This is a genomic window from Nocardioides sp. P5_E3, from assembly GCF_054049275.1.
The window spans coordinates 31,318-55,761 of record NZ_JBFUMR010000016.1; the positions used below are offsets into that span (position 1 = coordinate 31,318).

Here is a 24,444-nt window from a genome sequence, read left to right on the forward strand (position 1 = left end):
GCCTCGTTGTCGGCGACTTGTCGCGGACGTTAACGCTCGTGAATCGGCGCACATATTGGATCGATCACAGACCTGTGACCTGCGTCTCGCTACTTGCGCGTACGCCGGTGGGGCTGGGCCAGGCGCGTGCCGAGCGTGCCGCCCGTCGGTCCTCCGACCGGGGCGTCGGGGTGGATGCTGCGGGTCTCCGAGCGCCGGTTGCTGGCCGCGAGCCAGTCGCGGAGGTAGAACTTGGGCAGGATCTTGGCCACGGCGAGCGTCACGTAGACGATCGTGTTGATCGCGACGAAGGCCGCCAGCACGGCGATGAAGTCGTTGCGGAGGATGCTGTCGGGCAGCAGCACGCCCATCGGGACGACGAGGGTCGGCATGTCAGTGCTCCGCTCGTGAGCCGGGAGTGGTCTGGACGACGTGCTTCCAGTCCGCCTGCTTGGCCAGGGAGAGGTCCCAGATGCCCTTGAGGTAGACCACGTTGAGGAACATCGCGTAGAAGAGCTCGGGGAAGAGCGACAGTCCCAGCCACCGGGCCTTCCACCCCCCGCGCCACACCGTCACGATCCGCTCGAGCGTGAAGACGAGGCCGATGCCGATCCAGAACGGGAACCACACCCAGTTCGAGGTCGCCAGGACCATCAGGATGATCAGCAGCAGGTAGGCGGCGAGGGCGATGACGCCGTAGCCGATGCCGAGCTGCTGCATCCAGTAGCGGAAGGTCTGCGGCCGCAGGCCGTAGGCGCCGAGGTTCTCCAGCGCTCCGCGCTGCCAGCGCAGCCGCTGGGCCCACAGGCCGCGCCAGGACGGCATGACCTCGGTGACCACGGTGCACTCGCTCGGCGAGATCATCAGGGCGCCCAGGGTCTTGAGCGCGATCGTCAGCTCGTTGTCCTCGGTCAGGGCGATCGTGTCGTAGACGTCGCCGGGGACGCCGGGCAGGATCTTGCCGCGCTCCTCGGCCACCGCGCGCAGCGCGCGCGGACGGAACACGGACGCGGTGCCGGTGAGCACGAACACCCGGCCCCGGCGACGACGCAGGTCGCGCTGGTAGCGGGTGTACTCGTTGCGCTGGAACTGGCCGATCAGGCCGAAGCCGTCCTCGCCGTAGAACAGCCCGCCGACCGCCATCAGCGCACGGTCGTTGGTGAGGCGCTTGGCCGCGCCCTCGAGGAAGCCGGCGTCGAGCGTGGTGTCGGCGTCCATGATCATCACGCAGTCGTTGTCGCCCTGGCCGGGGAGGACCTGCGCGAGCGCCTGGTTGAGGCCGCCGGCCTTCTTGTGCTTGTTGTCGACGGTCTCGTAGACGTCGACGCCGGCCTCGCGGGCCAGCCGGACCGTCCCGTCACTGCAGTTGTCCGCGACGACCACGATCCGGGCCGGGGGCAGCGACTGCGACTGCAGCGAGGCCAGGGTCTCGGAGATGCAGCCCTCCTCGTTGTGCGCCGGGATGAGGACGGTGATGGTCACCTCACCGGCGTACTCCCCGCGGGTCTCGGTCATCACGAGCTTGGGCGCGAGGGGCATCCGGTTGCCGTCCTCGCTGCGGCGGGCCCGGGTCAGCAGGCGCCGCTCGATGCCGGCGACCCCGGCCGCGAGCAGCAGGGCGACGCCCACTGCGGCGAGCAGCACCCGTGGTGCGGGCATCTCGGTGTCGTAGAAGACCCGCCAGATGCCGAACAGCAGGCCCTCGTCGGGTGCACGACCGGCCTCCGGGTCCCCCGCTGCGACGGCCACCCACAGGATGCCCGCGCCCAGCGTTGCCAGGCCGATGATCGCCAGACCGACGGACCGTTGAAGCCACTGCATCTGTCCCGAGTCTCCTTGTCTCCTGCTGTCTCCTCGCGGGCGCGCACGTCCCGCACCGTTCAGTCGTTCGGTGCCGCCCCGATGGCGGATGGCATGAACTCGAGGACGAACTGGTCGAAGGGCATAGGTTTGCCGATCAGGTAGCCCTGCGCGAAGTCGACGCCCTCGTCGCGGCACACCTGCAGGATCTCCGGCTCGGAGACGAACTCGGCGACCGTCCGCTTGCCCAGGTCGTGCGCGATGCCGACGATCGAGCGCATGATCGTCCGGTCGACCGTGGACTCGTGCACGTGGGCCACGAACTCCCCGTCGATCTTCACGTAGTCGAAGAGCAGGTGCTTGAGGTAGTAGAACGAGCCGAAACCGGCGCCGAAGTCGTCGAGGGCGAAGGCGCAGCCGAGCTCGATCATCCTCTCGGCGAAGGTTCTCGCCAGCGCGACGTCGGCGACCGCCGCGGTCTCGGTGATCTCGAGGATGAGCGCCGACGGGTCGACGCCGTGGGTCGTGAGCGAGGCGACGATGGCCTTCTCGATGTCGGGGTTGCCGATGGAGTGGCCCGACAGGTTGACCTCGAACTCGAACGACGGATCGTGGTCGCGGCGCATCCGCGCCAGCAGCTCGAGGCTCTTGTCGACGACCCAGGCGTCGACCTGCGGCATCAGGCCGACCCGCTCGGCGATGTAGATGAACCGGGACGGCGGGACCAGCTCGCCCTCGTCGCGCAGGCGCAGCAGTACCTCGGCCGAGCTGATCCGGCCACTGGTGATGTCCATGATGGGCTGCAGGTGCAGCTCGAAGCGGTCCTCGGCGAGCGCCGCCTCGATGCGGCTCTGCCAGTGCAGCCGGGCGGCGGTGCGGGGGCCGCGCTCGTCGCCCTCGGACAGGACGACCACCTGGTTGCGGCCGGCTTCCTTGGCGTCGTACATCGTCATGTCGGCGAGGGCGAGCACGTCGGCGGCGTGCTCGGCGGCGGCCCGGAACGTCACCGCGCCGACGCTCGCCGTCACGCGCCGGGCGACCCCGTCGAGGGTCGCGGCGTGGGTGGCGATCCGCTCGACGACGAGGCCGGCCACCCGCGCGGCGTCGGACTGCTCGCAGTCGGTGAGCAGGATGGCGAACTCGTCGCCGCCGAGCCGGGCGACGACGTCGGTGCTGCGGATCGAACGACGGAGCAGCCCGGCGATGGTGACGAGGAGCTGGTCGCCGGCGTTGTGCCCAAGCGTGTCGTTGACCTGCTTGAAGTTGTCGAGGTCGAGCAGGAGGAGCGCACCGGTCGGACCGTGGCGTCGGCAGCGGTCGAGGTGCCGGTCGAGCTCGCTCTCGAAGCGGCGACGGTTGGCGAGGCCGGTGAGGACGTCGTGGTCGGCGAGGTGCGCGAGGCGGTCGAGGTAGCGCCGCCGGTCGGAGATGTCGACGACGTTGACCATCACGATCTCGCCCATCTGCGCGTCACCGACGACGGTGCTGCTCAGGGACACGCTGACGTCGTTGCCGCCGGAGTCCCGGAAGTTGCACTCGGACTGCAGGGACTCGCCGCGGTAGAGCATCAGCCGGCCGAGGTGGTCCTCGATCCTGGTCTCGCCCGGGGTCTCGAAGTCGGCGAGCCGGTGGCCCACCATGTCGGGCGGGTCGAGGCCCACCAGGACGGCCATCGAGATGTTGACGCGGATGATGGAGCCGGAGGGGTCGAGGAGGGCCACGCCGTGCGGGGCGTCGTCGAAGAGCTTCTCGACCCGCTCGTTGGAGACGCGGGCGCGCCGGCTCTGCCGCTCGAGGTCGCGCACGATCCGCTGGAGGACGGGCGCGATGATGACCGCCACGGCGCCCCACATCAGGGCTCGGCGCCAGTCGCCGAGGGTGTAGTCGGGCGGCCCGATCACCAGCACCGGGAGGACGAGGGTCGCGACGGCCAGGCCGCTGGCGATCCAGAGCTGTCGCGGGGTGCCCGTGATCGCGAACCAGAGGATCGGGAGGAGGACCAGGACCGTCATTCCCGACGACGAGCCGCCGCTGCTCGCACCGGCTGCGTCGTTCACCAGGGCGGCGTAGGGGAAGAGCAGGTAGGCGGGGAGCGCGTCCAGCCAGGTGCGTTCCTGCTGGCGGCGGCTGACGACGAAGAGCACGGCGGCCAGAGCCAGCACGGCTGCCGCGAGGCCGGCGACCCACCAGGGCCGGTCGTAGGGCGGCAGGAGCACGGTGACGAGGCCGAGCGCTGCCACGATGCCGAAGGGCACGGCCAGGGCAGGGCCGCCTCGCCTGAGGTCGGACGGCGCGGACCCCGGCGCGGCTGTCCCCGAGAAACGACGTCGCACGACACCACCCTAGTGGCGCGTGCGACGTCGCGAGACTCAGTCCGTGGAGTCGAGGTCCGCAGCGACCCGGCGGTGCGCCTCCCAGATCTCCTCGGGCATCCGGTCGAACTGGGACAGGTGCTCCTCGCGGAAACCCATCTCCTGCTGCCACCGCTCCTTGTCGATCGTCAGGATCCGCTCGAGGTCGGCGGCCGGGACGTCCATCCCCGTGAGGTCGAGCTCCTCCTCGGTCGGGATGATCCCGACAGCCGTACGCCGACCCTCCACCTCGCCGTTCTTCAGCTGGAGCAGCCACAGCAGCGGGCGCAGGTTGTCGCGGTAGCCGGGCCACAGGAAGTGACCGTCCTCGGAGTCGCGCTGGAACCAGTTGACGTGGGCGAAGATCGGCTGGTCCGACGCCGCCCCGACGATGTCGAGGTAGTGGCGGGCGTAGTCGCCCTCGCCGTAGGCCATGAAGGGCCTGTTGGACATGGGGTCGTAACGCAGGACGCCCTCCTTGCCCTCGGCCGCCGACGTGGCCTCCGCACCGAGCGTGAGTCCGTCGTAGACGCCCTCGGCCAGGTCGGTGATCGCTCGGATCAACGGCTCGCGGTCACGGGTGCGGCCTCCGAAGATGATCGCGTCGATCGGCACGCCCACGGGCGCGTCGTAGTCGGGAGCGATGTTGGGGACGTTGGCGAGGGTCGTCGTGAACCGGCTGTTGGGATGGGCCCACGGAGCCGAGTCGTCCTCCTTGCGATCCGCGATCGGCGATCCCATCCAGTCCAGCCACCCGTGCCGGTCGGCCGGCTTCTCCTTGGTGCGACCCTCCCACCACACCTCACCGGTGGTCGGGTTGTAGGCGACGTTGGTGAAGATCGCCCGCGTGCCCTCGTCGACCGAGGCCAGCGCGTTGGGGTTGGTGGTCTCGTTGGTGTCCTTGGCGACGCCGAAGACGCCGTACTCCGGGTTCATGCCCATCAGCCGGCCGGACTCCTCGTCGACCCACAGCCACGCGATGTCGTCGCCGTAGAACGACACGTGGTAGCGGTCTCCCAACGCGTCCGGAGCCGCCATCATCGCGAGGTTGGTCTTGCCCGACGCGCTCGGGAAGCCGCCGCAGACGTGGTAGTCCTTGCCGGTCTCCTTGTCGTGGATGCCGATGAGCATGTACTGCTCGGCGAGGAACTTCTTGCTGGCCCAGCCGTCGTACGCGCCCTGCCGCAGGCCGTGCGCGATCTTGCCGAGCAGCGCGTTGCCGCCGTACGACGACCCGAAGTGCAGGATGGTGCGCTCGTCGGCGACCGTGACGAAGTAGCGCTGGTCCGCGGACGTGCCCTGGCCGAGGTGCTCGAGGTCGCCGGTCACGTGGACGGCGCGGACGAACGAGTCGGGGTCCTCGAGATCGTTGACGAACTGCACCCCGACGCGCGACATCCGGATCATGTGCAGCACGACGGTGCGGGTGTCGGTGAGCTCGACGCCCGCGGCCCACGGCGCGAGCACGTTGCCGGCAGGGGCCATCAGGTAGGGGATGACGTACATCGTCCTGCCCTCGGACGCGCCACGCATCCGGTCGTGCAGCATCGGCTTCATCTCCGAGGCCGGGCGCCAGTTGTTGTAGACGCCCCGGTCCGACTCGTTGTTCGTCGCGACGATGGTGCGCTCCTCGGAGCGGGCGGTGTCCTTGTAGTAGCTGCGGGAGTAGTAGCGACCCTCGCCGGCCATCTGCAGCTCGCCGGCCGCCACGGCCTCATCGAGGAGACGTGCGTCGTCGGAGGCGTTGACCACCTCGACGTGCTCGGCGCCGGTCAGCTCGGCGTACTCCCTCACGAACTCTCGGACCTTCGGGTTCGTCAGCCCGGCTTCATCCATGACTGCCTCGAGATCTGCCATCGCGCTCCCTCTCGTCGTGCGGCGGTGCCTCGCCGCGGTGCGGGTGCTAGGCACGATAGGGCACCGTCCGCGCCTGCGACGGGGCCGGAAGTCCCGACTCCGCGACGAAGGTCCCAGCCGCGCGACCCCTCCCCTGATTTCGCCCGTCCGCAGTGTGTCGGCTATTCTCGACCAGTCCTCGCAGCCGCATCGGCCGCACGGACGAGCGCCTGTAGCTCAACGGATAGAGCATCTGACTACGGATCAGAAGGTTTGGGGTTCGAATCCCTACAGGCGCGCAGGACACGAAGCCGCAGGTCAGTTCGCTGACCTGCGGCTTTCTCGTTTCCGACGCGGATGCTCCCCTCGACTTCAATAGGGCCGCCCGGTCCGGGTGGTGCAGGAATGGTGCAAGAACCCCGCAGGGCACCGTTATCTCGGCGCGGCAGTCTTCAGACATGTCCCAGCACCCTCCCTTCGTCGGCGGCCGCAGCCCCGATGTATCTGGCACAGGGCTGGTCATGACCCAGACACCGATTCTCCTGACCATCCGCGAGACCGCGGCCCTCCTGCGGCTCAGCGGCTCCACCATCGAGCGCATGCTCCGGCGCGGGGACCTTCCGTACGTGAAGATGAACTACGCGACGCGCATCCTGCGCCGCGACGTCGAGGCCTACATCGAGTCCCGTCGCGCCGAGAGGCCCGGGGAGGGCGCGGCATGAGTCGCCCCCGCCAGGATCCGGCCCAGGCGACCCCGACGCCGTACCAGGGCAAGGACGGCCTCTGGCACGTCTACGTCCCGATGGGCTGGCGCCCCGACGGCCGTCCCGACCGGAAGCACCTGCGGCGCAAGACCCGCCGGGAGGTCATCCAGGCGCTGCGCCGACTCGAGGCGCAGCGCGACCGAGGCGAGTACATCCACTCGAGCCAGAACACGACCCTCGCTTGGTGGGCGTCCCACTGGCTCGACGACATCCTTCCGCTGGCCGGCACAAGGCCAAGACCATCGACGGCTACCGGTCCACGCTGCGGGTTCACCTTCTCCCCGACCTCGGCGGGATGAAGTTGAGCGCGCTGACCGCGGAGGTCATCCGGAGTCGCCTCATCGACATGAAGCGCGCGGGCGCCAGCGCGCACACCGTCGCCGCCACCCACCGCGTCCTGCGATCCTGCCTGTCGGCTGCCGTAGACTCCGGCCGCCTGCCGGTGACCCGGCGAAGAAGGTCCAGGTCGAGAAGCCCCAGAGGTCGAGGTGGTGCCTCTCACCGTCGGCGACGCGACGTGCATCCTCCGGACCGTCGCCGACCGTCGCAACGGCGCCCGCTGGAGCGTCGCCCTGTCCCTGGGGCTCCGGCAGGGCGAATCGCTCGGGCTGAAGTGGACCGACCTGGACCTCGAGGCCGAGACCGTGGTCGTACGTCGCGCCCTACGCCGCGAGACCGGCCGCCACGGCTGCCAGCCCGACGACGAAGGCCAGCCCACGTGTTGGACCAAGCAGGGAGGCCGTTGTCCCGAGCGGACGCAACGTGGCCTCGTCACCCGCACCCCGAAGAACAACAGGTCACGCACCATTCCGCTGCCGCCCGGCCTGGCTTCCCTCCTCCGGGCACACAAGGCAGCACAAGCTGCCGAACGCCTCCACGCGGGCTTGCTGTGGAGTGACGAGGACTGGATCTTCGCCACCGAGTTCGGCGCACCCATCGACCCCCGACGCGACTGGGCTGAGTGGAAGGAGGTGCTGCGTCTCGCCGGCGTGCGTGACGCTCGCGTCCACGACGCCCGCCACACCGCGGCCACCCTGCTCCTCGCCAACGGAGTCGACACCCGGACGCTCATGGACCTCATGGGATGGACCGAGCACCGGACCGCCCAGCGCTACGCCCACGTCATCGACCCGATGCGCCGCGAGGCCATGGCGCGGATGGGTGGGGTGCTGTTTGGTCGGGCCGAGTAGCGATGGGCTCGCAGAGCCTTTCATGGTCCAGAAGGTGGAACAGCACATCAACCACAGGCGATGCGCCGCCCTACGCGGATTGCATCTGAGGGCAGAGTCGGGTTCCTTACCTGGTCACAGCGCTACCTTGCTGCAAACCCGCGTTCGACAGCCTCGAGCACGGCCGCGCGGTGGTGACCATTTCTTTGCGCAAGCTTCACTGCCGCTTCGACCGCTGCCAATCGGTCCACTCCGCCAGAGGTATCCGCGGCCCGGCGAGCAAGTGCCGATCGGAGTCCCCCGGCCCACCGATCCTTGATGACCTTCGCGTCGCTGCCTTTGGAGAAGACGAATTTGTCTTTGCTGGCGTCCCAGCGGGCGCCTGCCACTCGATGGCGTTCACAAATCGGTCCCGCAATCGCTTCCGCAGCCACCTGCACGGTGTGCAGTGTGATCTGCGGGTTCGCTGCAAGAACGCGGTCGTAGTAGTCGGGTGCCTTGTTGACGCGGACGGAGTCATCGGGGACGAGGTACCCGCCAACAGCTATCGATGGTCTGTCAGTAGCCACGGCCGACAATCTATCGACCGCCCCGGGCAGATGTCCGAGCAGATAGAGGCGCGATCATAAGGCTGACAGCTTTCCCTTCATGGCAGGATCAAGCGCGAAACCGCGGGAGCCGCAGCCGGCGCACGCCGGCGACAGCGACAGCGACGTGCAATCCACCAGCGTTGTCCACTTTCCGTTTCGAATCGCCTCGCGCGGTGGCAGAGTGGCGCGTACCGGTGATATCTCGCCCTGTTGCCGGTTCGCCACCCAACACCAGGGAATCGCATGCCGAAGATTGATGTCCTGAAGTACGACCGCACAGTCGACGACGAGTTCCTCAAGTACTTCCTTCAAGGTGGGGTGGCGGAGTCCCTGCTGGAGTACACCACCGCCCGCTACCCGATCGACTTCCAGTTTCGAAAGGAGGTGAAGTCGGGAGCTCAGTGGGCCACGGTCTACGTCGGCATGACCGCAGTCCTCAACATCCTCGACAAGAAGTCGAAGGGACTGGCCCTCAAGACCCACGATCACTGGGCTCGCGCGTCGGAGGGATGGTCGGACGCCTGGTCCCAGCCGGCTCAGGTCGAAGTGTGGAGGTCGCGCTGGAACGATGTGGAGGACTACCTCGAGCAGGTGATCCCGCGCGTGATGACCGAGAAGCGATTCACGAGCAAGGAGGGCGTCGTCCAGGCCGCTGTCTCTGCCTTCCTTGGCGACTCCTCGCGGGTCATTCTCGACCGGGAGGTGGTGCCCTCCTTCGAGGACACGGCGACAAAGCAGAAGATACGGGACCAGTTCAGCCGACCACTCGCGGAGGCCATAGAGAAGGCCAAGCCCGCCCCCGGCAAACGACCGACCAAGTTCGGGATGGAGTGTGACGCGCTGGCGCTCGACGCCGCCGGGCAATTGGTGGCGGTAGAGGTGAAGCCTGGCAATGTTGGCACCCTCGCGTGGGTCGCAGCTCAAGCCACCATGTACGCCCGGGTGCTTCAGCATTGGGTCGAAATCGATACTGATTGGCAGGCCACCGTCACGCGCATGTTTGGACAACGCCGAGCGCTTGGCAGCGTTCGCCGGAGTTCCAACTGCCGAAACTGGAACGAAAGGTGGTTCCGGCGGTCGCCTTTCAGCGCATTGCCAATCCCGCCTTCATCAAGCGCATGTACGACGTCCAGGACGCTCTGATCGACGCCGGGGTGGGCGACCCCGAAATGAAGTTCTACGAGGTATCGCTCTCCGGACGTCTGGTGGAGCATCAGCGGCCCTGATCAATGATTCGGAGGTCGGCCGTACGGTCGGCCCACCATGAACAAGAACCCCTACGCCACCGATCAGAACAAGCGTCAGATCCATTGGCTCAAGACCAGCGAGACGCTGCCGCGCGATGCGCGCGTGGGCGGCACCTACACCGACCGCGATGGCAGGGACCACGGCCCGCTCCCCTTGTTCCTGCCTCGCGATCTCGCGGCCCACAACCTGCTGCCCGACGTGCGCCACGGTGCCATCGCCCTGTTCGCCGAGCTCGGCATCCCATGGCACGACAGCGTCGGCGACGGCCCGAGCAATCACCTTCGCGACTCGCAGGTGCAATGCGCGAACGCTCTGTTCCGGATGGTCAGCGACCCCGAGCGCATCACCCGCGCCTTCGGCCACGTCCTCGACATCGCCGAGGTCCTGCCCATCGAGGAAGAGCGCCTCCTCACCTTCGAGTACATCGGTCCGACCGACTACTTCGACGAGGGCAAGGGAGAACCCCGGCGCAGGGGGACCCGCTGCACCAGCGTGGACGCAGCCTTCCGCTACCGCACGAGCGCCGGCCTCGTCGAGCTGGCGCTGGTGGAGTGGAAGTACACCGAGTCCTACCTGGCCCAGCGTCCCCGTTCCGGGTCGGACGAGACACGCCGCCGGAGGTACGAGACCGACTTCCTCGACCCCGAGGGACCGCTCCGCGGCGATGTGGTGTCGTTCGACGCGCTGCTGCACGAGCCGTTCTACCAGCTCATGCGACAGCAATTGCTGGCGCATCGACTCGAGAAGGCCCGCGCCCACGACGCTGCAGTCGTGCGGGTGGTGCACGTCCTGTCGCCGGCGAACCTCGGCTACGAGGCCTCGCTGCCACTTCCCGACCATCGGACCGTCGGCACCACCGTGTCCGAGGTGTGGAAGGCGCTGATCCGCCGACCGGATCGATTCGTGGCTCTTGACCCCGCGGTGTTCCTCGATGACGAGATCACCAGCCCGGAGTACATCGAACGATACGGCGACGGCCGATGACCGAGGTGCGGCCCGTGCTCGGAGGAGTTCCTGAGAGCGGGCGCGCGTCGGTGAAATCGTGGATAGCGTGAGGACGGGGCAGACGGCGCTGGACCAGCTGTGCGCTGTCGAGGAGGAGCTCAAGCGCGACGACCCCCTGGCCCCAGTGACGATCCTCGCTCCGTCCAACATCGCAGCGATCACCGCGCGTCGCGCCTTGGCGAGCCGGGGTGGGGTGGCTGCGATCCAGGTGACCACCGTCAATCGCCTGGCCGAGCAGCTGGGCGCGCCTGCCCTCGCCCCAAGGCGACCCGCCACACGCGCGGTCAGCGCGGCAGCATGGCGCACGGCGCTGGCAGCCGCACCCGGGGACTTCGCAGAGGTCGCTGACCACCCGTCGACGGTGGCGGCGCTGACCCAGGTGCACCCGCAGCTCCGCGACGTGGACGAGCACACACGCGACCTCATCGCCGACGAGCCCGCTCCCGCCGGTGACCTGATCCGACTCCATCGCGAGGTCCGCGCGTCGCTCCGGGAGAAGTGGTTCGACACCGCCGACCTGCTCGAGGCAGCCACCGCGCGGGTGGCGGAGATCGACGGCACCGTGGTGCTCTATGCCCCTGATCGCTTGGACAACCGTCAGCGTAGGTTCCTCGACGCGATCGAGGACCTCGTCCGGGTGGAGCCACGCATCACTGAGACCACAGCGACCCGCGTGGTCCATGCCTCCGACTCCGAGGACGAGGTTAGGTGCGTCGTACGCGAGGTGGTGGCCAGCCTGGGGCAGCAGCAATCGGTCGCCGTGCTCTACAGCGACCGGACGCCGTACGCTCGCCTGCTGGCCGAGCAGCTTCACGATGCCGGCATCACTATCAACGGTCCGGGCTCGCGGCCGGTGAGTGAGCGCGGCACGGCCCGCGCGTTCCTGGACGTCCTGGCCTTGGCCGAGAACGACGTCCCGCGCTCGGACCTCTTCCGAGCACTGAGTGGCATCAGCCTTCGAGACTTCGAGGGAAACCTCATCCCCGTGGCACGGTGGGAACGCTTGTCACGCGCGGCCGGAGTCGTCCGTGGAGACCATTGGGACGCTCGGCTGGGGTCGTGGATCGAGAACCAGGACCGCGACTGGGACACGGAATCCGCGCGGGCCCTGCAGTCCTTCGTACTGCGCGTGCGCGACGAGCTGTCGCGCCCGTTCGCGGACTGGCACGAGGTCAGCACGTGGGCCACCAAGCTCTTCGAGACCGTCGTCGCCGACGAGGGTCGCCAGATGAAGCTGCCACCCGAGGAGCAGCATGCTGCACGGACCCTGCTGCTCTCGTTGCGCGGAATGGGCGTGCTCGACGACACCTCGACGGTGCCATCGGTCGACACACTGCTGAGCATCCTGCGAGTCGACCTCGAGTCGGCACTGCCGCGGGTCGGCCGCTTCGGGGACGGCGTCTACGTCGGCCCGTTGTCGACCGCCCCGGGGCTGGCGGTCGACACCGTGTACGTCGTCGGCCTCAGCGAGAACCTCTGTCCTGGCAGCCCCAGCGACAACGCTCTCCTCCCGGACCGGATCCGCCGCAAGCTCGACGGCGAGCTGCCCACGCTCGCGGATCGGATCGAGCTGGGACGCCGGCACCTGATGGATGCTTTCTCCGCCGCCCCCGTCGTCGTCGCCAGCTTCCCGCGTGGGGACCTGAGGCAGACCCGGGAGCGACTCCCCAGCCGATGGCTCCTGCCCACCCTGCGAGACCTCGCCGGTGACCCCACCCTGCCTGCAACGAAGTGGGCCGAGGCGACGTACTCGCAAGGAGTGAGCGCTGCCGGCTCGTTCGCAGGAGAGCTCGAGACCACTGACCGCCTCGCCACGGAGCAGGAGTGGCGTGTGCGCGCAGCGCGGGCAGAGACGCTCGAGGACCGGGTCACCGAACACGCTCGCTCGGTCCTCGCCGCTCGCGAGAGTAGAGACTTCACCCGCTTCGACGGCAACCTGAGCGGCGCCGAAGGACTGCCCGACTACCGAGTGTCCGATGACATCGTCTCGCCGACGGCGCTCGAGAAGTACGCCGGCTGCCCGCACGCCTTCTTCGTCGAGCGCCTGCTCGGGGTCAAGCCCATCGCGAATCCCGAGGACATCATCTCCATCCCGGCCAACGAGCTGGGCACCTTCATTCACGAGTGCATGGACGAGCTGACCAAGCAGTTCGCCGACGACCTGCCGGGTCCTGGCCAGCCGTGGACGAGCGAGCACCGCAATGTGCTGCTCGAGCTCGCCGACCAGAAGGCCGAGCAGTACGAGCACCGAGGCGTCACCGGACACCAGCGCCTCTGGGCCATTGAGAAGGCCACGATTCTGTCGACGCTGTCGAGCATGCTCGACGTCGACAACGACTGGCGCGCCCACGTGGGTGCTGAGATCAAGGCAGCCGAGCTCTCCTTCGGCATGGACGGATCCCGTCCGATCGAGGTCTCCGTCCACGGAGGGCGCGTGCTCATGCGGGGCAGCGCCGACAAGGTCGATCTCACGTCGGACCGCGTCTTCGTCACCGACATCAAGACTGGGTCGACCCGCAGATTCAAGGACATCAAGCAGCACGACCCGATCCCGCACGGCGCCAAGCTCCAGCTGCCGGCATACGCCATCGCCGCTCAGCAGGCGCTGAAGACCGACCTCCCGGTGACAGCGTCGTACTGGTTCGTCCACAAGGAGGACAAGCGGATCGATCTTGTGGTCGACGACGAGGTGATGGGGCGCTACGCGAGCGTGCTGGACATCCTGACCGAGGCGATCGCCACGGGGCACTTCCCCAACATCCCACCCGGCGACGACGACTTCGCCTTCGTCCAATGCTCGTTCTGCAACCCCGACGGCCTGGGGTACGGCGCCCTCCGACGCGCATGGGAGGCCAAGTCCGGGCAGCCCGAGCTGAGCCGGCTCACTGCCCTCCTGCTGCACAACGAGGTGACCGATGCTTGAGCCGACCGACCTCGCCGAACGCGTGCGGATCGCGGAGCGCACCGACCAGACCCTGTTCGTCACGGCCGGGGCCGGCTCGGGAAAGACCAGCTCACTGGTTTCGCGTGTCACGCAGCTCGTGCTCGAGGACGGCGTCCCGATGGAGCACATCGCGACGGTCACCTTCACCATCAAGGCCGGCGCCGAGCTGCGAGACCGGCTACGCGCCCGCTTCGAGAAGGTGATCAACGACAGCGGCAACCCGGACGTCGTACGCCGTGCCGAAGTAGCGCTGGAGCAGCTCGACCTCTCCGCCATAGGGACCCTGCACTCGTTCGCCCAGCGCATCCTGACCGCTCACCCCATCGAAGCGGGCATTCCACCGGCGTTGGAGGTGCTCGACGAGGTGGGCTCCTCGATCGCCTTCGAGGAGCGCTGGGCACGCATCCAGCGCGACCTGCTCGATGACGACGGGATCGCCGAGGCCCTCACGCTCGGCCTCGCTGCTGGCTTGCAGCTCAAGCACGTCCGACAGCTGGTCCGCCTGCTTGGTCAGGACTGGGACCGGCTCGAGACGCACGTCCTGAGCAATCCACCGACGCCGATCACGGTGCCGAGCTCGGAGGTCATCGAGACGGGGTTGCTCAAGCTCCTGGAGCTGCGCGCCTGTTGCGTCGAGCCGACGGACAAGCTGCTCCCGGTGATCGACCAGGTCGAGGCGCTGCTGCGAGCGGTGCTCGACGCCGGTGACGTGCACGAGACCCTGCGCGCATTCCCCGCCCTCGAAGGGTTCAAGGCCGGCGGTGGTGGCTCCAAGGCCAACTGGGTCGGCACAGATCCCAAGGCCGTCCGCGACTCGCTGCGCGAGGTCGTGGGGGCAGCCGTGAAACTCAAAGCGCGGATCGTCGCCCAGTGCCTGCGCCACGTCACCCACTGGTGCGCGCAGCGGGTCCTGTCCGAGGCAGCCGAGCGACGCCGCTCGGGCAGGCTCGAGTTCCACGACCTGCTGGTGCTGGCACGTGACTTGCTCGCCCGGAACGCAGAGGTGCGCGCCACGCTGCACGACACCTACCAACGGCTCCTGCTGGACGAGTTCCAGGACACCGACCCCATCCAGATCGAGATCGCCGTGCGTATCGCTGGCGGACGCGAGGCGGACGAGTCCGACTGGCGGGAGGTCAAGGTCCCCGACGGTCGCATCTTCGTGGTCGGTGACGCCAAGCAGTCGATCTACCGGTTCCGGCGCGCGAGCATCAAGACCTATCTCGGTGCCCAGGACGTCATCGGTCAGACATCCACCCTCACGGCCAACTTCCGGTCCGTGCCCGGTGTGGTCGAGTGGGTCAACGAGGTGTTCAGCCAGCTGATCGCGTTCCAGCCGGACGCGCAGCCCAATTACGACTTCCTGGTGGCGCACCGCGAGACCGGCGATGAACTGGTGGGACCTGCCGTGCTCGTCTCGGGGGTGGACAGCCACGGAAAGGTGACAGCCGACCAGCTCAGGGCCGCGGAGGCCGCTGACGCGGCGGATGCGATTGCGCGAGTGTTGCGTGAAGGGTGGACCGTCTTCGACGAGCGCGAGCAGCGATGGCGACGTGCGCGGCTCGGCGACATCGCCGTACTCCTCCCCTCTCGCACGTCGATGCCGATGCTCGAGGACGCCCTCGACCTGGTCGGCATCCCGTTCCGTGCCGAGTCGATGTCCCTGGTCTACGAGGCTGCTGAGGTCCGCGACCTGCTGATGATCGCCCGGGCGGTCGCCGACCCGTCCGACGGGCTCGCGTTGGTCGGCGCACTGCGAACTCCTGCCCTCGGCTGCGGGGACGACGACCTCTGGAACTGGCGACGAGGCGGCGGCCGGATCAACCTGTTCTCCAAGGTCGACGACGAGAGCGTCAGACGGGGCCCGGTCGGCGTGGGCCTGGACTACCTGCGGACCCTGCACAACGCCGCAGGGTGGCTCACACCGAGCGAAGTCCTCGCCCGGATCGTCGTGGACCGGCGATTCCTGGAGCTCGCTGCCTACCAGCCACGCACGCGAGACTCCTGGCGCCGGATCCGTTTCCTCGTGGACCAGGCCCGCGCGTGGACCGAGGTCTCGCACGGCGGCCTGCGCGCCTACCTCGACTGGGTGGCGCACCAGGCCCAGGAGAAGGCACGCGTCTCGGAGGCGATCCTGCCCGAGCACGACAGCGACGCGGTCCGCGTGATGACCGTCCACGCAGCCAAGGGGCTCGAGTTCCCGATCGTGGTGATGTCGGGGATGTCCACCCAACCGCGTCCCCAGTACGGCGTGCGCCTGCTGTGGACCGACGCCGACTACGCCGTCAGCTTCGGCTCCCGTCTTCGCGAGGTGTCGTTCGAGGAAGCCGCCGAGCTCGACGAACAGATGGACGACCACGAGCGAATCCGCCTCATGTACGTCGGCGCCACCCGCGCCCGCGACCACCTCGTGGTGTCCATGCATCGCATCGACCGCGGTTCCGAGCGCCTGACGCCGGCAGAGCTGCTGGCATCCGCCAGGGCCCACGAAGTCGCTGGGGCCGAGCACCTGAGCTGGGACGGGCAGCACCGGTCCGTCAGCGTGGTGTCCGCGACCGTCACTCCCCCACCTGACTTCGACACATGGCTCGAGGGAGTCACCAACGCCCGGCAGGCGAGCCGGCGTCCGGGTGCCATCACCGCCTCCGGACTCGAGGGAACTGATCCCGCGGTCGTGCTGACGCAGGCGGATCCCGGACAAGCCAAGGGCCAGCGGGACCTCGAGCTCCCGCCTTGGTCCAAGGGGCGCTATGGGTCCGCGGTGGGACGCGCCGTGCACGGGGTCCTGCAGACGGTCGACCTCGCCACGGGCGCCGGGCTCGGACCCGCCGTGCGTGCGCAGGTCGTCGCCGAGGCCATCCCCGAGCTGGAGGACGTGGTCGAACAGCTGGTGCGCTCAGCGATGAATAGCGACGTCGTGCAGCACGCCGCCACCCGACGCCACTGGCGCGAGACCTACGTCGGCGCTCCTGGCCTCGACGGCGTGCTCGTCGAGGGGATCGTCGACCTGCTCTACGAGGAGGACGACAACACCCTGGTCGTCGTGGACTACAAGACCGACGTCGTCAGACCTGACACGCTCGACGACAAGGTCACCTTCTACGCACCTCAGCTCGGGGCGTACCGCGAGATGCTCACCGCCGCGACCGGTCGGAGGGTCGGGGCGAGGCTGCTGTTCCTGCACCCACAGGGGAGCTACCTTGCAGAGGTCTGATGGACCGCAGTGAGGTCAGAGGCCGTGCGCGACGCCCACTCACATGCGGTCGAGGACCTCGCGCTGCTTCGCGGCGTACTGCTCGGCCGTGATGAGTCCCTGATCAAGCATTGCCTTCAGCTGCGCCAACACAGCTACCGGGTCAGTTCCAGGCTGCGAAGGTGCGGCGGGCTGGCTCAGCCCCGACATGGTCCCCCCGATGGCACCCACGCCCATGGCGAGTCCCATCATCCCGGCGCCGCCCTCTCCGCGCTCAGCCGTGGCCATCGCCGCGTCCGCAATCGTGGTCTGGGTGTAGGCATTCCCGATGCCGCCGCCGAGCATGAGGCCCTTGTTGTACTTGTCCATGAGCTCACGCGAGGCCTCGTCGTACTCGACTGTGCTGATCGCGGCGGCGACCACTTCGAGGCCGAAGCGCTCCAGCCATGACCCGCCTGGCCCACTCTCGTTGGTGAGGGCAGCCGCCAGCTGGGGGCCTTGGGAGGCAAGCGATGCGATGTCGGTTGTCCTGGACAAGGACTGCAGGGCTGCTTGGAACGCGGTGAGGAACTCCTGGCGCAATTGCCCGCTCGCAGCCTCGTCCGCTAGCGAGTAGAACTGAGTGCTCGCCGGGAGGAAGTTGCAGAAGAACCGAATGGGATCGACGACGCGGATCGAGTACTGACCCCGCGCCCGGAGACGCAGGACCGGTGCCTGGCCGGCACCTTGTGGGACGAGCGAGAAGTCCTTGTATGGGATCAGCCCAGGTGTGCCGAAGCGGAGGTTCCGGATCTCGCGGAGGTTCACGAAGTAGATGAGCTGCTGCTGACTGGGCTGACCTCCGAACTTGAACCGCTCCCATGACTCCCGAACGAGTGCTTGGTACACCCCGACTCCGCTAAAGACCGACGGCTGACCGTCGTTCCGGTACACGAAGTAGCCCGGCTCGGTCGACAGGCTGACGATCCGGCCGCCGTCAGTGACGATGACAGCAGTGTTCTCAGGTACGACGACGCGCGATCCGTCGGAGATCACATGGGCGGTAGCGGATCGGTTGGAACCACGGCCTCGGCTGCTCTGCTGGAAGACGCCTGGAGCAACGATGGTCTGCTCATCAAACCTAGGAGCCACGAAGAAGTCCTGCCACTGATCAGCAAGTGCTCCACCGACCGCACCGACTGCTGCGCTGATCAGTCCCATCGCTTACTGCCTTCCGCTCGAATGGTGCGCTCACGCTTGAGGTGAGCCTCACCCCTTTCTTGCACCCTAGGCGAGGCGTCCGATCAATCAGGGCCTGTTCAGTACCAACGGCTCGCCGCAAGCGGCGCACGGACGTGTGATGCCGACGATCAACTCGTTGTTGGCGCCGCACGACCGGCATGTAACAACCGTCTTGTACGACGTCTTCGGGATGTACTTCTTGCTGACTACTTGATCTGTCCCGTAATCGATGTAGAAGTCGTCGATCATGTCGGAGTCGATCATCGCCTGTACCTCACGGCGAACCTTCGAAGGGTTTGAGTTCGCGATGCTCGCTAGCCGCTGGATACTCATCGACTCGACGCCTGTGAGGATGGCTTGGTAGCTCTTCAGGTGCCCCTGGGTGCTCGACAGGTAGAGCGCTGACAGCATGCAGCCGAGGACGACAACGCCCAGCCCAACTCCGATGAGCAGGAATGGAAGTCGTTCGCTCAAGGGGATGGCGATCTCCGTGCACTCTTTAGCCCACAGATGACCAGTGCACTTCTCCTCAGTTGACACAGAGCCCATCATGAACATGCCGAATCCGAACAGCGTCGCGATGCCGGCTACTGACATGAGTCCGCTCGCGACGCCCTTCCGACTCTGAATCGGGATGCGGGACAATAGCTTGAGCATGCGGGTCGGGGTGCGCTCTCGGTCGATGGTGAGTAAGGCAGGACTGAGGCTACCTAGATCGATCCCTCGCGTCCGCAAATCGGCTTCCCTGCGCCGCGCTTCTCCTTGACGCTAGCCGCCGCAATGCCTCGCGGAATCCCGGGTTCGGCCGCGCTGCCGGCAGCGCCCCACACACAGCCGGCAGCGCGTCCTCGAGCTCCACGCCTCGTAGCATGGAGTAGGCGATGGCGACCGTCGGCGTACGCGAGTGGGCAGCGACGCAGTGCAGCAGCACGGTCTTGCCCTCGTCGCGGAGGTCGGCGACCAGCCGCGCAGCGTCCATCAGGACGTAGTCGAGGTTGGGGTTCTGCTCGGGTTCGGCCTGGTCCATCAGCCGGAAGTTGATGTGCTCCACGCCGGCGGGCACCTGGGTCCGGCCCGTCAGGCAGAGGCTGACGACGACGTCGACCTCGTCGGGGACCTCGTCCAACACAGTCGCGCCGGAGATCAGTACGCCGTCGTCGTGCGGGTGCGTGGCCAGCGCGGGCAGGCCGTACTGGAGGCGGGTGTAGTCGATGTGGTCGACCAGCGGCCAGCCGTACTTACCGGCTGCGCCGTGGTGGACGGCGAGGTAGGCGAGGTGCTCGAGGTCGCGGGCGCGCAGCCCGGGCCAGCCGTGGAGCACGCGGCGCCAAGCGGCGGGGACGGCGCTCATCCCCCACCGCGCTCCGAGCAGGGCCCCGGCGATCGCTGCGACAGTGTCGGTGTCGTGGCCGATGCGGATCGCGGTGGTGAGCGAGTCGACGAGGTGACCGCAGGGGGCACCCTGGTCGGGCACGGGCGTGTGGGCGATCGCCGACCACGCCGCCTGCAGGGCACCGACTGCCCAGCCATTGCGCGCGAACGACGCCGGCGGCTTCGACTCGGCCTCGAGCAGCAGCTCGCGCCACACGTCGCCGTTGGGCACCCACGGCGCGATGTCGTCGTACGACGGGAGGTCGCCGTGCAGCAGCGCGTGGCGGATCATCAGGCACCAGACCGCGCACGCCTCCTGCGCGATGTCCTGGTGGTGGGTCAGCGCGCTGATTGCCATCGCCGCCTCGACGAGACCCTCGGGGTCGTCGAGGTAGGCCAGCGCGACCGGGCCGGTGCGCATGAGGGATCCGTTGCCGGCGCTGCGGCCCGAGCGCTCGTGCACCACGCGCGCGGCCTCGGTCATCTCTGCACCGGACGGGTTGCGCCCGGCGTGGCTCAGCACCGCGGAGGTCTGGATGCCGACGTCGGCGGGGCCGCCGGCGTACCAGTCGGCGAAGCCCTGCGCGATCTGCGTGAGCGCCTCTCGGGTGCGCAGGTCGACGCCAGTGGCGGCAACCCGGGCGATGGCCACGGCCTGTGAGGTGTCGTCGGTCCACTCGCCGGGGGCGAAGCCGCCGAGGCCGCCGCCGATCATCGTGGGCACGAGTTCGGGCGCCATGCTGGCGAACTCGTAGCCGGCGCCGAGGGCGTCCCCGGCCGCGGAGGCGATGAGCACGCCGCAGGCTCGGTCGGCCTGGGCGGGGGTGAGGCGGACGGTCATGGCGGTTCCTCTTGTCGAGATGGGGGGCGCCGTCGTCATCGGGCGGCGAGGATGCGGTTGGCGAGCGACACGACGCGCTCCCGGTGGGGGAACTTCGCCGAGTCGGTCATGGGGAGGTCGCGAGCTGCGACGACCAGCGACGACTCGATGGCGAGGTCTCGTCCGTGCGTCGCTCGGAGGGCCTGGAGGCGGACGCGTGCTGTGCCGTACGTGATGAACCGCCGTACGACGGCCTCGGGGCAGTTGGGGTTGCGCAGGATGCCGACGACCTCGTCGTCCACCCCGTTGCTGGCCAGCTCCAGCCAGCCCGCCGGCAGGCATCGCAGCGCGGCGTACTCCCCGCCGCTCTTGCCCTGCCACTTGGCCAGGGCGCGACCCCTCACGGCGGCCAGCTGGACCTCCTTGCTGCTGAGGTCCTTGCGCCGGGACAGGACACTGATCTCCAGCGCCGAGGGCTTCGCCGCCAACAGCGCGCGAGCGGGGACGACCGGCAGAGCCGGATCCTTCATGACTTCCCACTGGAAGCGCGAGTCCCGCAGGAAGGCGACAGGGCAGTCCTCGCGGTAGAGCATCGCGAGCTCGGCGAGCCGGTCCTCGCGGGGAAGGCCCGCCTCGATCAACTCGGCGAACGTGACCAGAGGGCTCACGACCGCTGCGGCGAGCGCCGCGCCCGAGGCCGTGGCGAGAGCTTCGAGCAGCCGCTCCTTCCTGCGCTTCTTGGCCACCTCCATCGCCGCCCTGGGCGAGACCCCGAGGCCGCCCATCATCTCGGCCTCCACCGCCTGCTGCAGGGCCCGGATGTCGTTGTCGCTCATCACGCCACCCGCCCACCGACGCGGAAGGCCAGGTCGTCGCGGGTGGCCGTCATGGTCGCGAGGAAGACATCGACCATCGCCTCGAGGTGCGTGGGCGCGAAGGGCAGTGCGGGGATCACGATGCGCTGCCACACGGTGCGCTCCTCCAGCGTCCACTTCACCCACGGGTGGTCGCGGTTGAGGACCGCGAGCTCGGAGGCCGTCGCACGGCGCGAGTGGATGCTGTGGGCGACGCGAGCGAAGATCTCGACACCAGGGGTGTCCGGTCGCACCCGCACCCACACCGGCTGGTCGAGGTGGGCGAGCACGAAGTCACCGTCACTGTCGATGGCGGGGCGCTCGCCGTACTTCGACTCGAGGGTCATGCCCACCCACTCCACGAGCTCGTCGCGCTCGCTGGACATGAACGCCACCGGCCCGTCTGGCGCAGCGGGCAGCTCGGCGGGGACGTCCTCGGTCGCGCTCAGCCCCAGCCCGGCCGCTCCAGCAGCCGCCGGTCCCCACGCGTGGTAGGTCAGCAGCAGCGGGTGAGCGACGCCGTACGCCTCGCGCAGCGCACCGACCACGAGGCCAGCCACGACCTTGGCGTCACCGAGCGGGCGCTCGACATACCAGTTTGGCTCCTCGTCGTCGTTGCCCATCCACCCCATCGTCAGCAGGGCGTCACACCACTCGGCGCCTAGCCGGCTGGCGGGCGGCAGGTAGACGTCACCGCTGAGCTCGGCGCGGAGCATGTGTCCGTTGCCGAAGCCGGCGAACTGCGCGTACGGCGTCGCCCCGCCGTCGTGGCCCGGGGGGAGCTCGAGGACGAGGTGGTCCTCCTCCGAGGTCATCCGCCCCAGGTGATCGGCCAGGCTCTGCGCCAGCTGGCTCCAGCCCTGGTCGACCTCGCGGGTCGTCCCCGTCTCGTCGGCGGCGTCCCCGCCGCGGTTCATCTCGTTCATCCCCGTCTCCTTTAGCACTCTATTGTCTCTAAAGATTAGCACGCGAATCGCGCTAATATGTCGGTCATGGCTGACCTCGACTCATTCCCCCGACCCGGTGTGACTGTCGATGTCGCTGTGCTGACCGTAAGCCGACCCTCCGAAACAATCCCCGAACTGAGGGTCCTGGTGCAGGACCGTCACAAGCCCAACGGTCGCTCACTGCCAGGCGGATTCATCCGGGAGCGCTGGACGGTAGACCGGACCGTCGACGACGTCCTCCGCCGCAAGGTGGGCATCGAGCCCTCGGAGCGCAACCGCCCCCGGCTGCTGCGGCTCTTCGACGACCCCGACCGCGACGACCGCAGCTGGGTGATCTCAGCCGCACACTCCCTGTCGCTCCCCGAGGTCCAGTTGCTCGATGCCACCGGTGATCTGGTTCCCGTCGGTTCCGACGGCCGCCTCCGCGGGGAGCCACGACTGCTCTTCGACCACGACGAGATCGTCTCGGCCGCGGTGAACGCCCTGCGCGAGCGCTACGAGATCCGCTACCGCTACGTCGACATCCATCCCGACCCCGACGGCTTCCTGCCCGCGCCGTTCACCCTGCGCCAGCTGCGCAAGGTGCACGAAGCCGTCGTCGGCGCCGAGCTGCACAAGGACAACTTCAACCGGCGGATGCGGGAGTACGTCGAGCCGGTGACGCGCAACGGCAAGGTGGTCGTCTCCGATGGGCTGCGCGGGCGGCCGGCGACGCTCTATCGGAAGTCGAAGTGAGCGGGACGTCAGTACGGGCCGGAGAGACCTTCTCGTCGACGTCTCCGCTCCTCCGCCGGACGGTACTCGGACGCGGCGCCGAGATCCTCCAGCACCGAGTACAGCGGCGCCCAGGTGACGGAGTCCTTGCGCAGCGCTTTGAATAGCGCGCGGGCCATCTTTGCCCTGTGGCGACCGTTCGCAGTGCTCAGGAGGTCCTCGAAACGCTTGTCCAACAGCCACGCCCGACTCGTGGTCGCGTGGGCTGCCACTGCGTCGAGGAATACCTCCAGAGCGCGCGCCCGCTCAACGATGCCGTTCCCGGGTAACGCCAGCCATTCCAACTGCTCTTGCCAGAGCTCCTGGCGCAGCGGGTCCGCCTCGACGTCCAGGAGTGTGCCGAAGGTGCCCGCGAGCTTGTGGGCTTTCCGGTAGGCCTGGACCTCGTACGCCAGTCGCACGATGTTGTCATCGTTGAGGGAGACTCCAACGATCAGCAGGTGCCGCGTCATCAGCAGTGCTTGGAGGATCGCGCCAGCCGGTCGCGTCTGGGCATCGAATCGCACGAAGTGCTGCCTGGTCAACACGATGTGATCCGGGTCGTCGACGTCACCGTGGATCTTGAGCCACCACGGTCGCTCGGTGCCGCCTGACTGCCACGGGATCACGGCGAGCTCTCGACCGTCGACGGTAGCCACGGCAGATTCGTAAAGCTGGTCGTAGTTGGTCGTGACGACCTCTTTCGACCCCAAACTCGCCAGCAGCGTATGGGCGAGACTCGGACGCTTGGCTCGCTGCACGATGTCCGCGACGCGTCTGCCGAGCTCACCCGGCTCGGTGCGAAGTTCGATGAGCTGGGCCTGGTCGAGTGCGGACAAGGTGGACTCCTTGGCCTCCAGACGGCCATCGGAGAGCTCTTTGATGAGGTCGTCCCATGACGGGAGTCCAGCAGGGATGCTGACGCCTGCCCCTACGAAGAGGGCCAGCTGACCGGTACTGGCCAGCGTTCCTAGCCGCTTTGCCTCGGTGAGGAGCTCGTGCGAGAGGTTCCAGTTCGCTGGCGAGCGGGACTGTGTACGCAGGTACTGCGCGGCCGCGTGCGCCGCGCGATCCGGGGTGATGATCGCGATGTCGACCTGGTGCTCTGCTGCCAGCTCGGCGCATACGGAGAGCTGCACGCGGATGACCTCGCCGCGCCGCCGGTCCAATCCACCACCGCCAGTGCCAATGATTGGAAGGGCGATCAGAGGCTTCTCTCGGTTGGCGCCCGGCTGGACACCTTGAGCGACGATTCCGCGAATGACTCGGGCAATGCGTTCCCGGATCACCCTCAATCGCGAGTCGCGGTCTGCGCTCACGCTGATGAACCACAACCGGGGGTCGACTCTGCTGGGCCCGAAACCCCGGTCCGGCCAGCCGGCCGGCTTGTGTTGATGGGCATGGTCCCCGACCAGTTCACCCCAGTAGTGGCGAAACTCGAACCCGTCCGAGGTCGGCACGACTGCCACGTCGTGCACAACGGACTCGATTCGGCCCAGGACCACGAAGACGTGTCCTCTAGGTTGCGTCATGGTCGGAGTATTCCGACCCTCCCCAGCGTTCGTCTCCCTTCTGGCGCAAACCGCTACGCAGATGTCA

The 24,444-nt window shown here is 68.1% G+C and carries 19 protein-coding genes and 1 tRNA gene; 9 read left to right on the forward strand and 11 right to left on the reverse strand.

Annotated elements, in window-relative coordinates:
• Window positions 1-89 precede the first annotated feature (89 nt).
• The 4 genes from ACXJKB_RS12025 to ACXJKB_RS12040 are packed head-to-tail and all read right to left on the reverse strand — an operon-like array spanning window position 90 to window position 5,987.
• Window positions 90-371 carry a hypothetical protein gene (locus ACXJKB_RS12025; protein ID WP_300048656.1) on the reverse strand — a complete coding sequence of 94 codons (282 nt, stop codon included), beginning with the start codon at window positions 369-371 and terminating at the stop codon, window positions 90-92.
• A gap of 1 nt (window position 372) precedes the next feature.
• Window positions 373-1,800, reverse strand: a complete 1,428-nt coding sequence (locus tag ACXJKB_RS12030) for a glycosyltransferase family 2 protein (protein WP_457188606.1) — start codon at window positions 1,798-1,800, stop codon at window positions 373-375.
• 59 nt (window positions 1,801-1,859) lie between these two features.
• On the reverse strand, window positions 1,860-4,112 hold the full coding sequence (locus tag ACXJKB_RS12035; RefSeq protein WP_457188608.1) for a putative bifunctional diguanylate cyclase/phosphodiesterase: 2,253 nt from the start codon (window positions 4,110-4,112) through the stop codon (window positions 1,860-1,862).
• Between the two features lie 36 nt (window positions 4,113-4,148).
• Window positions 4,149-5,987, reverse strand: a complete 1,839-nt coding sequence (locus tag ACXJKB_RS12040; protein ID WP_457188610.1) for a phosphoenolpyruvate carboxykinase (GTP) — start codon at window positions 5,985-5,987, stop codon at window positions 4,149-4,151.
• A 205-nt stretch (window positions 5,988-6,192) separates the two neighbouring features.
• On the opposite strand from ACXJKB_RS12040, the gene ACXJKB_RS12045 reads away from it, so the two are divergent.
• The 4 genes from ACXJKB_RS12045 (at window position 6,193) to ACXJKB_RS12060 (ending at window position 7,920) form a co-directional block, all read left to right on the forward strand.
• Window positions 6,193-6,265: transfer RNA gene (locus tag ACXJKB_RS12045), tRNA-Arg, on the forward strand.
• A gap of 222 nt (window positions 6,266-6,487) precedes the next feature.
• The gene (locus tag ACXJKB_RS12050) at window positions 6,488-6,688 is read left to right on the forward strand and encodes a helix-turn-helix domain-containing protein (RefSeq protein WP_457188612.1); all 201 of its coding nucleotides are present in this window, start codon (window positions 6,488-6,490) and stop codon (window positions 6,686-6,688) included.
• On the forward strand, window positions 6,685-7,029 hold the full coding sequence (locus ACXJKB_RS12055; RefSeq protein ID WP_457188614.1) for a hypothetical protein: 345 nt from the start codon (window positions 6,685-6,687) through the stop codon (window positions 7,027-7,029). The genes ACXJKB_RS12050 and ACXJKB_RS12055 overlap by 4 nt, the downstream gene beginning before the upstream one ends.
• Window positions 7,030-7,221: 192 nt before the next feature.
• Window positions 7,222-7,920 (forward strand): tyrosine-type recombinase/integrase, encoded by a 699-nt coding sequence (locus ACXJKB_RS12060; RefSeq protein ID WP_457188616.1) that lies wholly within the window; start codon window positions 7,222-7,224, stop codon window positions 7,918-7,920.
• Between the two features lie 122 nt (window positions 7,921-8,042).
• Here ACXJKB_RS12060 and ACXJKB_RS12065 read toward each other — a convergent pair whose 3' ends face one another.
• On the reverse strand, window positions 8,043-8,468 hold the full coding sequence (locus ACXJKB_RS12065) for a hypothetical protein (protein WP_457188618.1): 426 nt from the start codon (window positions 8,466-8,468) through the stop codon (window positions 8,043-8,045).
• 264 nt (window positions 8,469-8,732) lie between these two features.
• Here ACXJKB_RS12065 and ACXJKB_RS12070 point away from each other — a divergent pair, with 264 nt between their 5' ends.
• From ACXJKB_RS12070 to ACXJKB_RS12085, 4 genes are all read left to right on the forward strand, one after another.
• Window positions 8,733-9,632, forward strand: coding sequence for a hypothetical protein (locus ACXJKB_RS12070; RefSeq protein WP_457188620.1), 900 nt, complete (start codon window positions 8,733-8,735; stop codon window positions 9,630-9,632).
• 120 nt (window positions 9,633-9,752) lie between these two features.
• Window positions 9,753-10,721, forward strand: a complete 969-nt coding sequence (locus tag ACXJKB_RS12075) for a PGN_0703 family putative restriction endonuclease (RefSeq protein WP_457188622.1) — start codon at window positions 9,753-9,755, stop codon at window positions 10,719-10,721.
• A gap of 67 nt (window positions 10,722-10,788) precedes the next feature.
• Entirely contained in the window at window positions 10,789-13,665 is a 2,877-nt protein-coding gene (locus ACXJKB_RS12080; RefSeq protein ID WP_457188624.1) for a PD-(D/E)XK nuclease family protein, read from the forward strand.
• Window positions 13,658-16,900 (forward strand): UvrD-helicase domain-containing protein, encoded by a 3,243-nt coding sequence (locus ACXJKB_RS12085; RefSeq protein WP_457188626.1) that lies wholly within the window; start codon window positions 13,658-13,660, stop codon window positions 16,898-16,900. Before ACXJKB_RS12080 ends, ACXJKB_RS12085 begins: the two co-directional genes overlap by 8 nt.
• A 39-nt stretch (window positions 16,901-16,939) precedes the next feature.
• On the opposite strand, the gene ACXJKB_RS12090 is transcribed toward ACXJKB_RS12085, so the two are convergent.
• The 5 genes from ACXJKB_RS12090 to ACXJKB_RS12110 all read right to left on the reverse strand — a co-directional run bounded on the left by ACXJKB_RS12090 (window position 16,940) and on the right by ACXJKB_RS12110 (window position 22,071).
• Window positions 16,940-18,079, reverse strand: coding sequence for an SPFH domain-containing protein (locus tag ACXJKB_RS12090; RefSeq protein WP_457188628.1), 1,140 nt, complete (start codon window positions 18,077-18,079; stop codon window positions 16,940-16,942).
• 87 nt (window positions 18,080-18,166) lie between these two features.
• Window positions 18,167-18,757 (reverse strand): hypothetical protein, encoded by a 591-nt coding sequence (locus tag ACXJKB_RS12095; protein WP_457188630.1) that lies wholly within the window; start codon window positions 18,755-18,757, stop codon window positions 18,167-18,169.
• 49 nt (window positions 18,758-18,806) lie between these two features.
• A complete protein-coding gene (locus ACXJKB_RS12100; RefSeq protein WP_457188632.1) occupies window positions 18,807-20,312 on the reverse strand; it encodes an ADP-ribosylglycohydrolase family protein in 1,506 nt (501 codons plus the stop codon).
• Between the two features lie 35 nt (window positions 20,313-20,347).
• Window positions 20,348-21,127 (reverse strand): hypothetical protein, encoded by a 780-nt coding sequence (locus tag ACXJKB_RS12105; RefSeq protein ID WP_457188633.1) that lies wholly within the window; start codon window positions 21,125-21,127, stop codon window positions 20,348-20,350.
• A complete protein-coding gene (locus ACXJKB_RS12110; RefSeq protein ID WP_457188635.1) occupies window positions 21,127-22,071 on the reverse strand; it encodes a T3SS (YopN, CesT) and YbjN peptide-binding chaperone 1 in 945 nt (314 codons plus the stop codon). The genes ACXJKB_RS12105 and ACXJKB_RS12110 overlap by 1 nt, the downstream gene beginning before the upstream one ends.
• 168 nt (window positions 22,072-22,239) lie before the next feature.
• Here ACXJKB_RS12110 and ACXJKB_RS12115 point away from each other — a divergent pair, with 168 nt between their 5' ends.
• Window positions 22,240-22,827, forward strand: a complete 588-nt coding sequence (locus tag ACXJKB_RS12115; protein WP_457188637.1) for an NUDIX hydrolase — start codon at window positions 22,240-22,242, stop codon at window positions 22,825-22,827.
• Window positions 22,828-22,835: 8 nt separating this feature from the next.
• Here ACXJKB_RS12115 and ACXJKB_RS12120 read toward each other — a convergent pair whose 3' ends face one another.
• A complete protein-coding gene (locus ACXJKB_RS12120) occupies window positions 22,836-24,305 on the reverse strand; it encodes an SIR2 family protein (protein WP_457188639.1) in 1,470 nt (489 codons plus the stop codon).
• Between the last annotated feature and the right edge of the window lie 139 nt (window positions 24,306-24,444).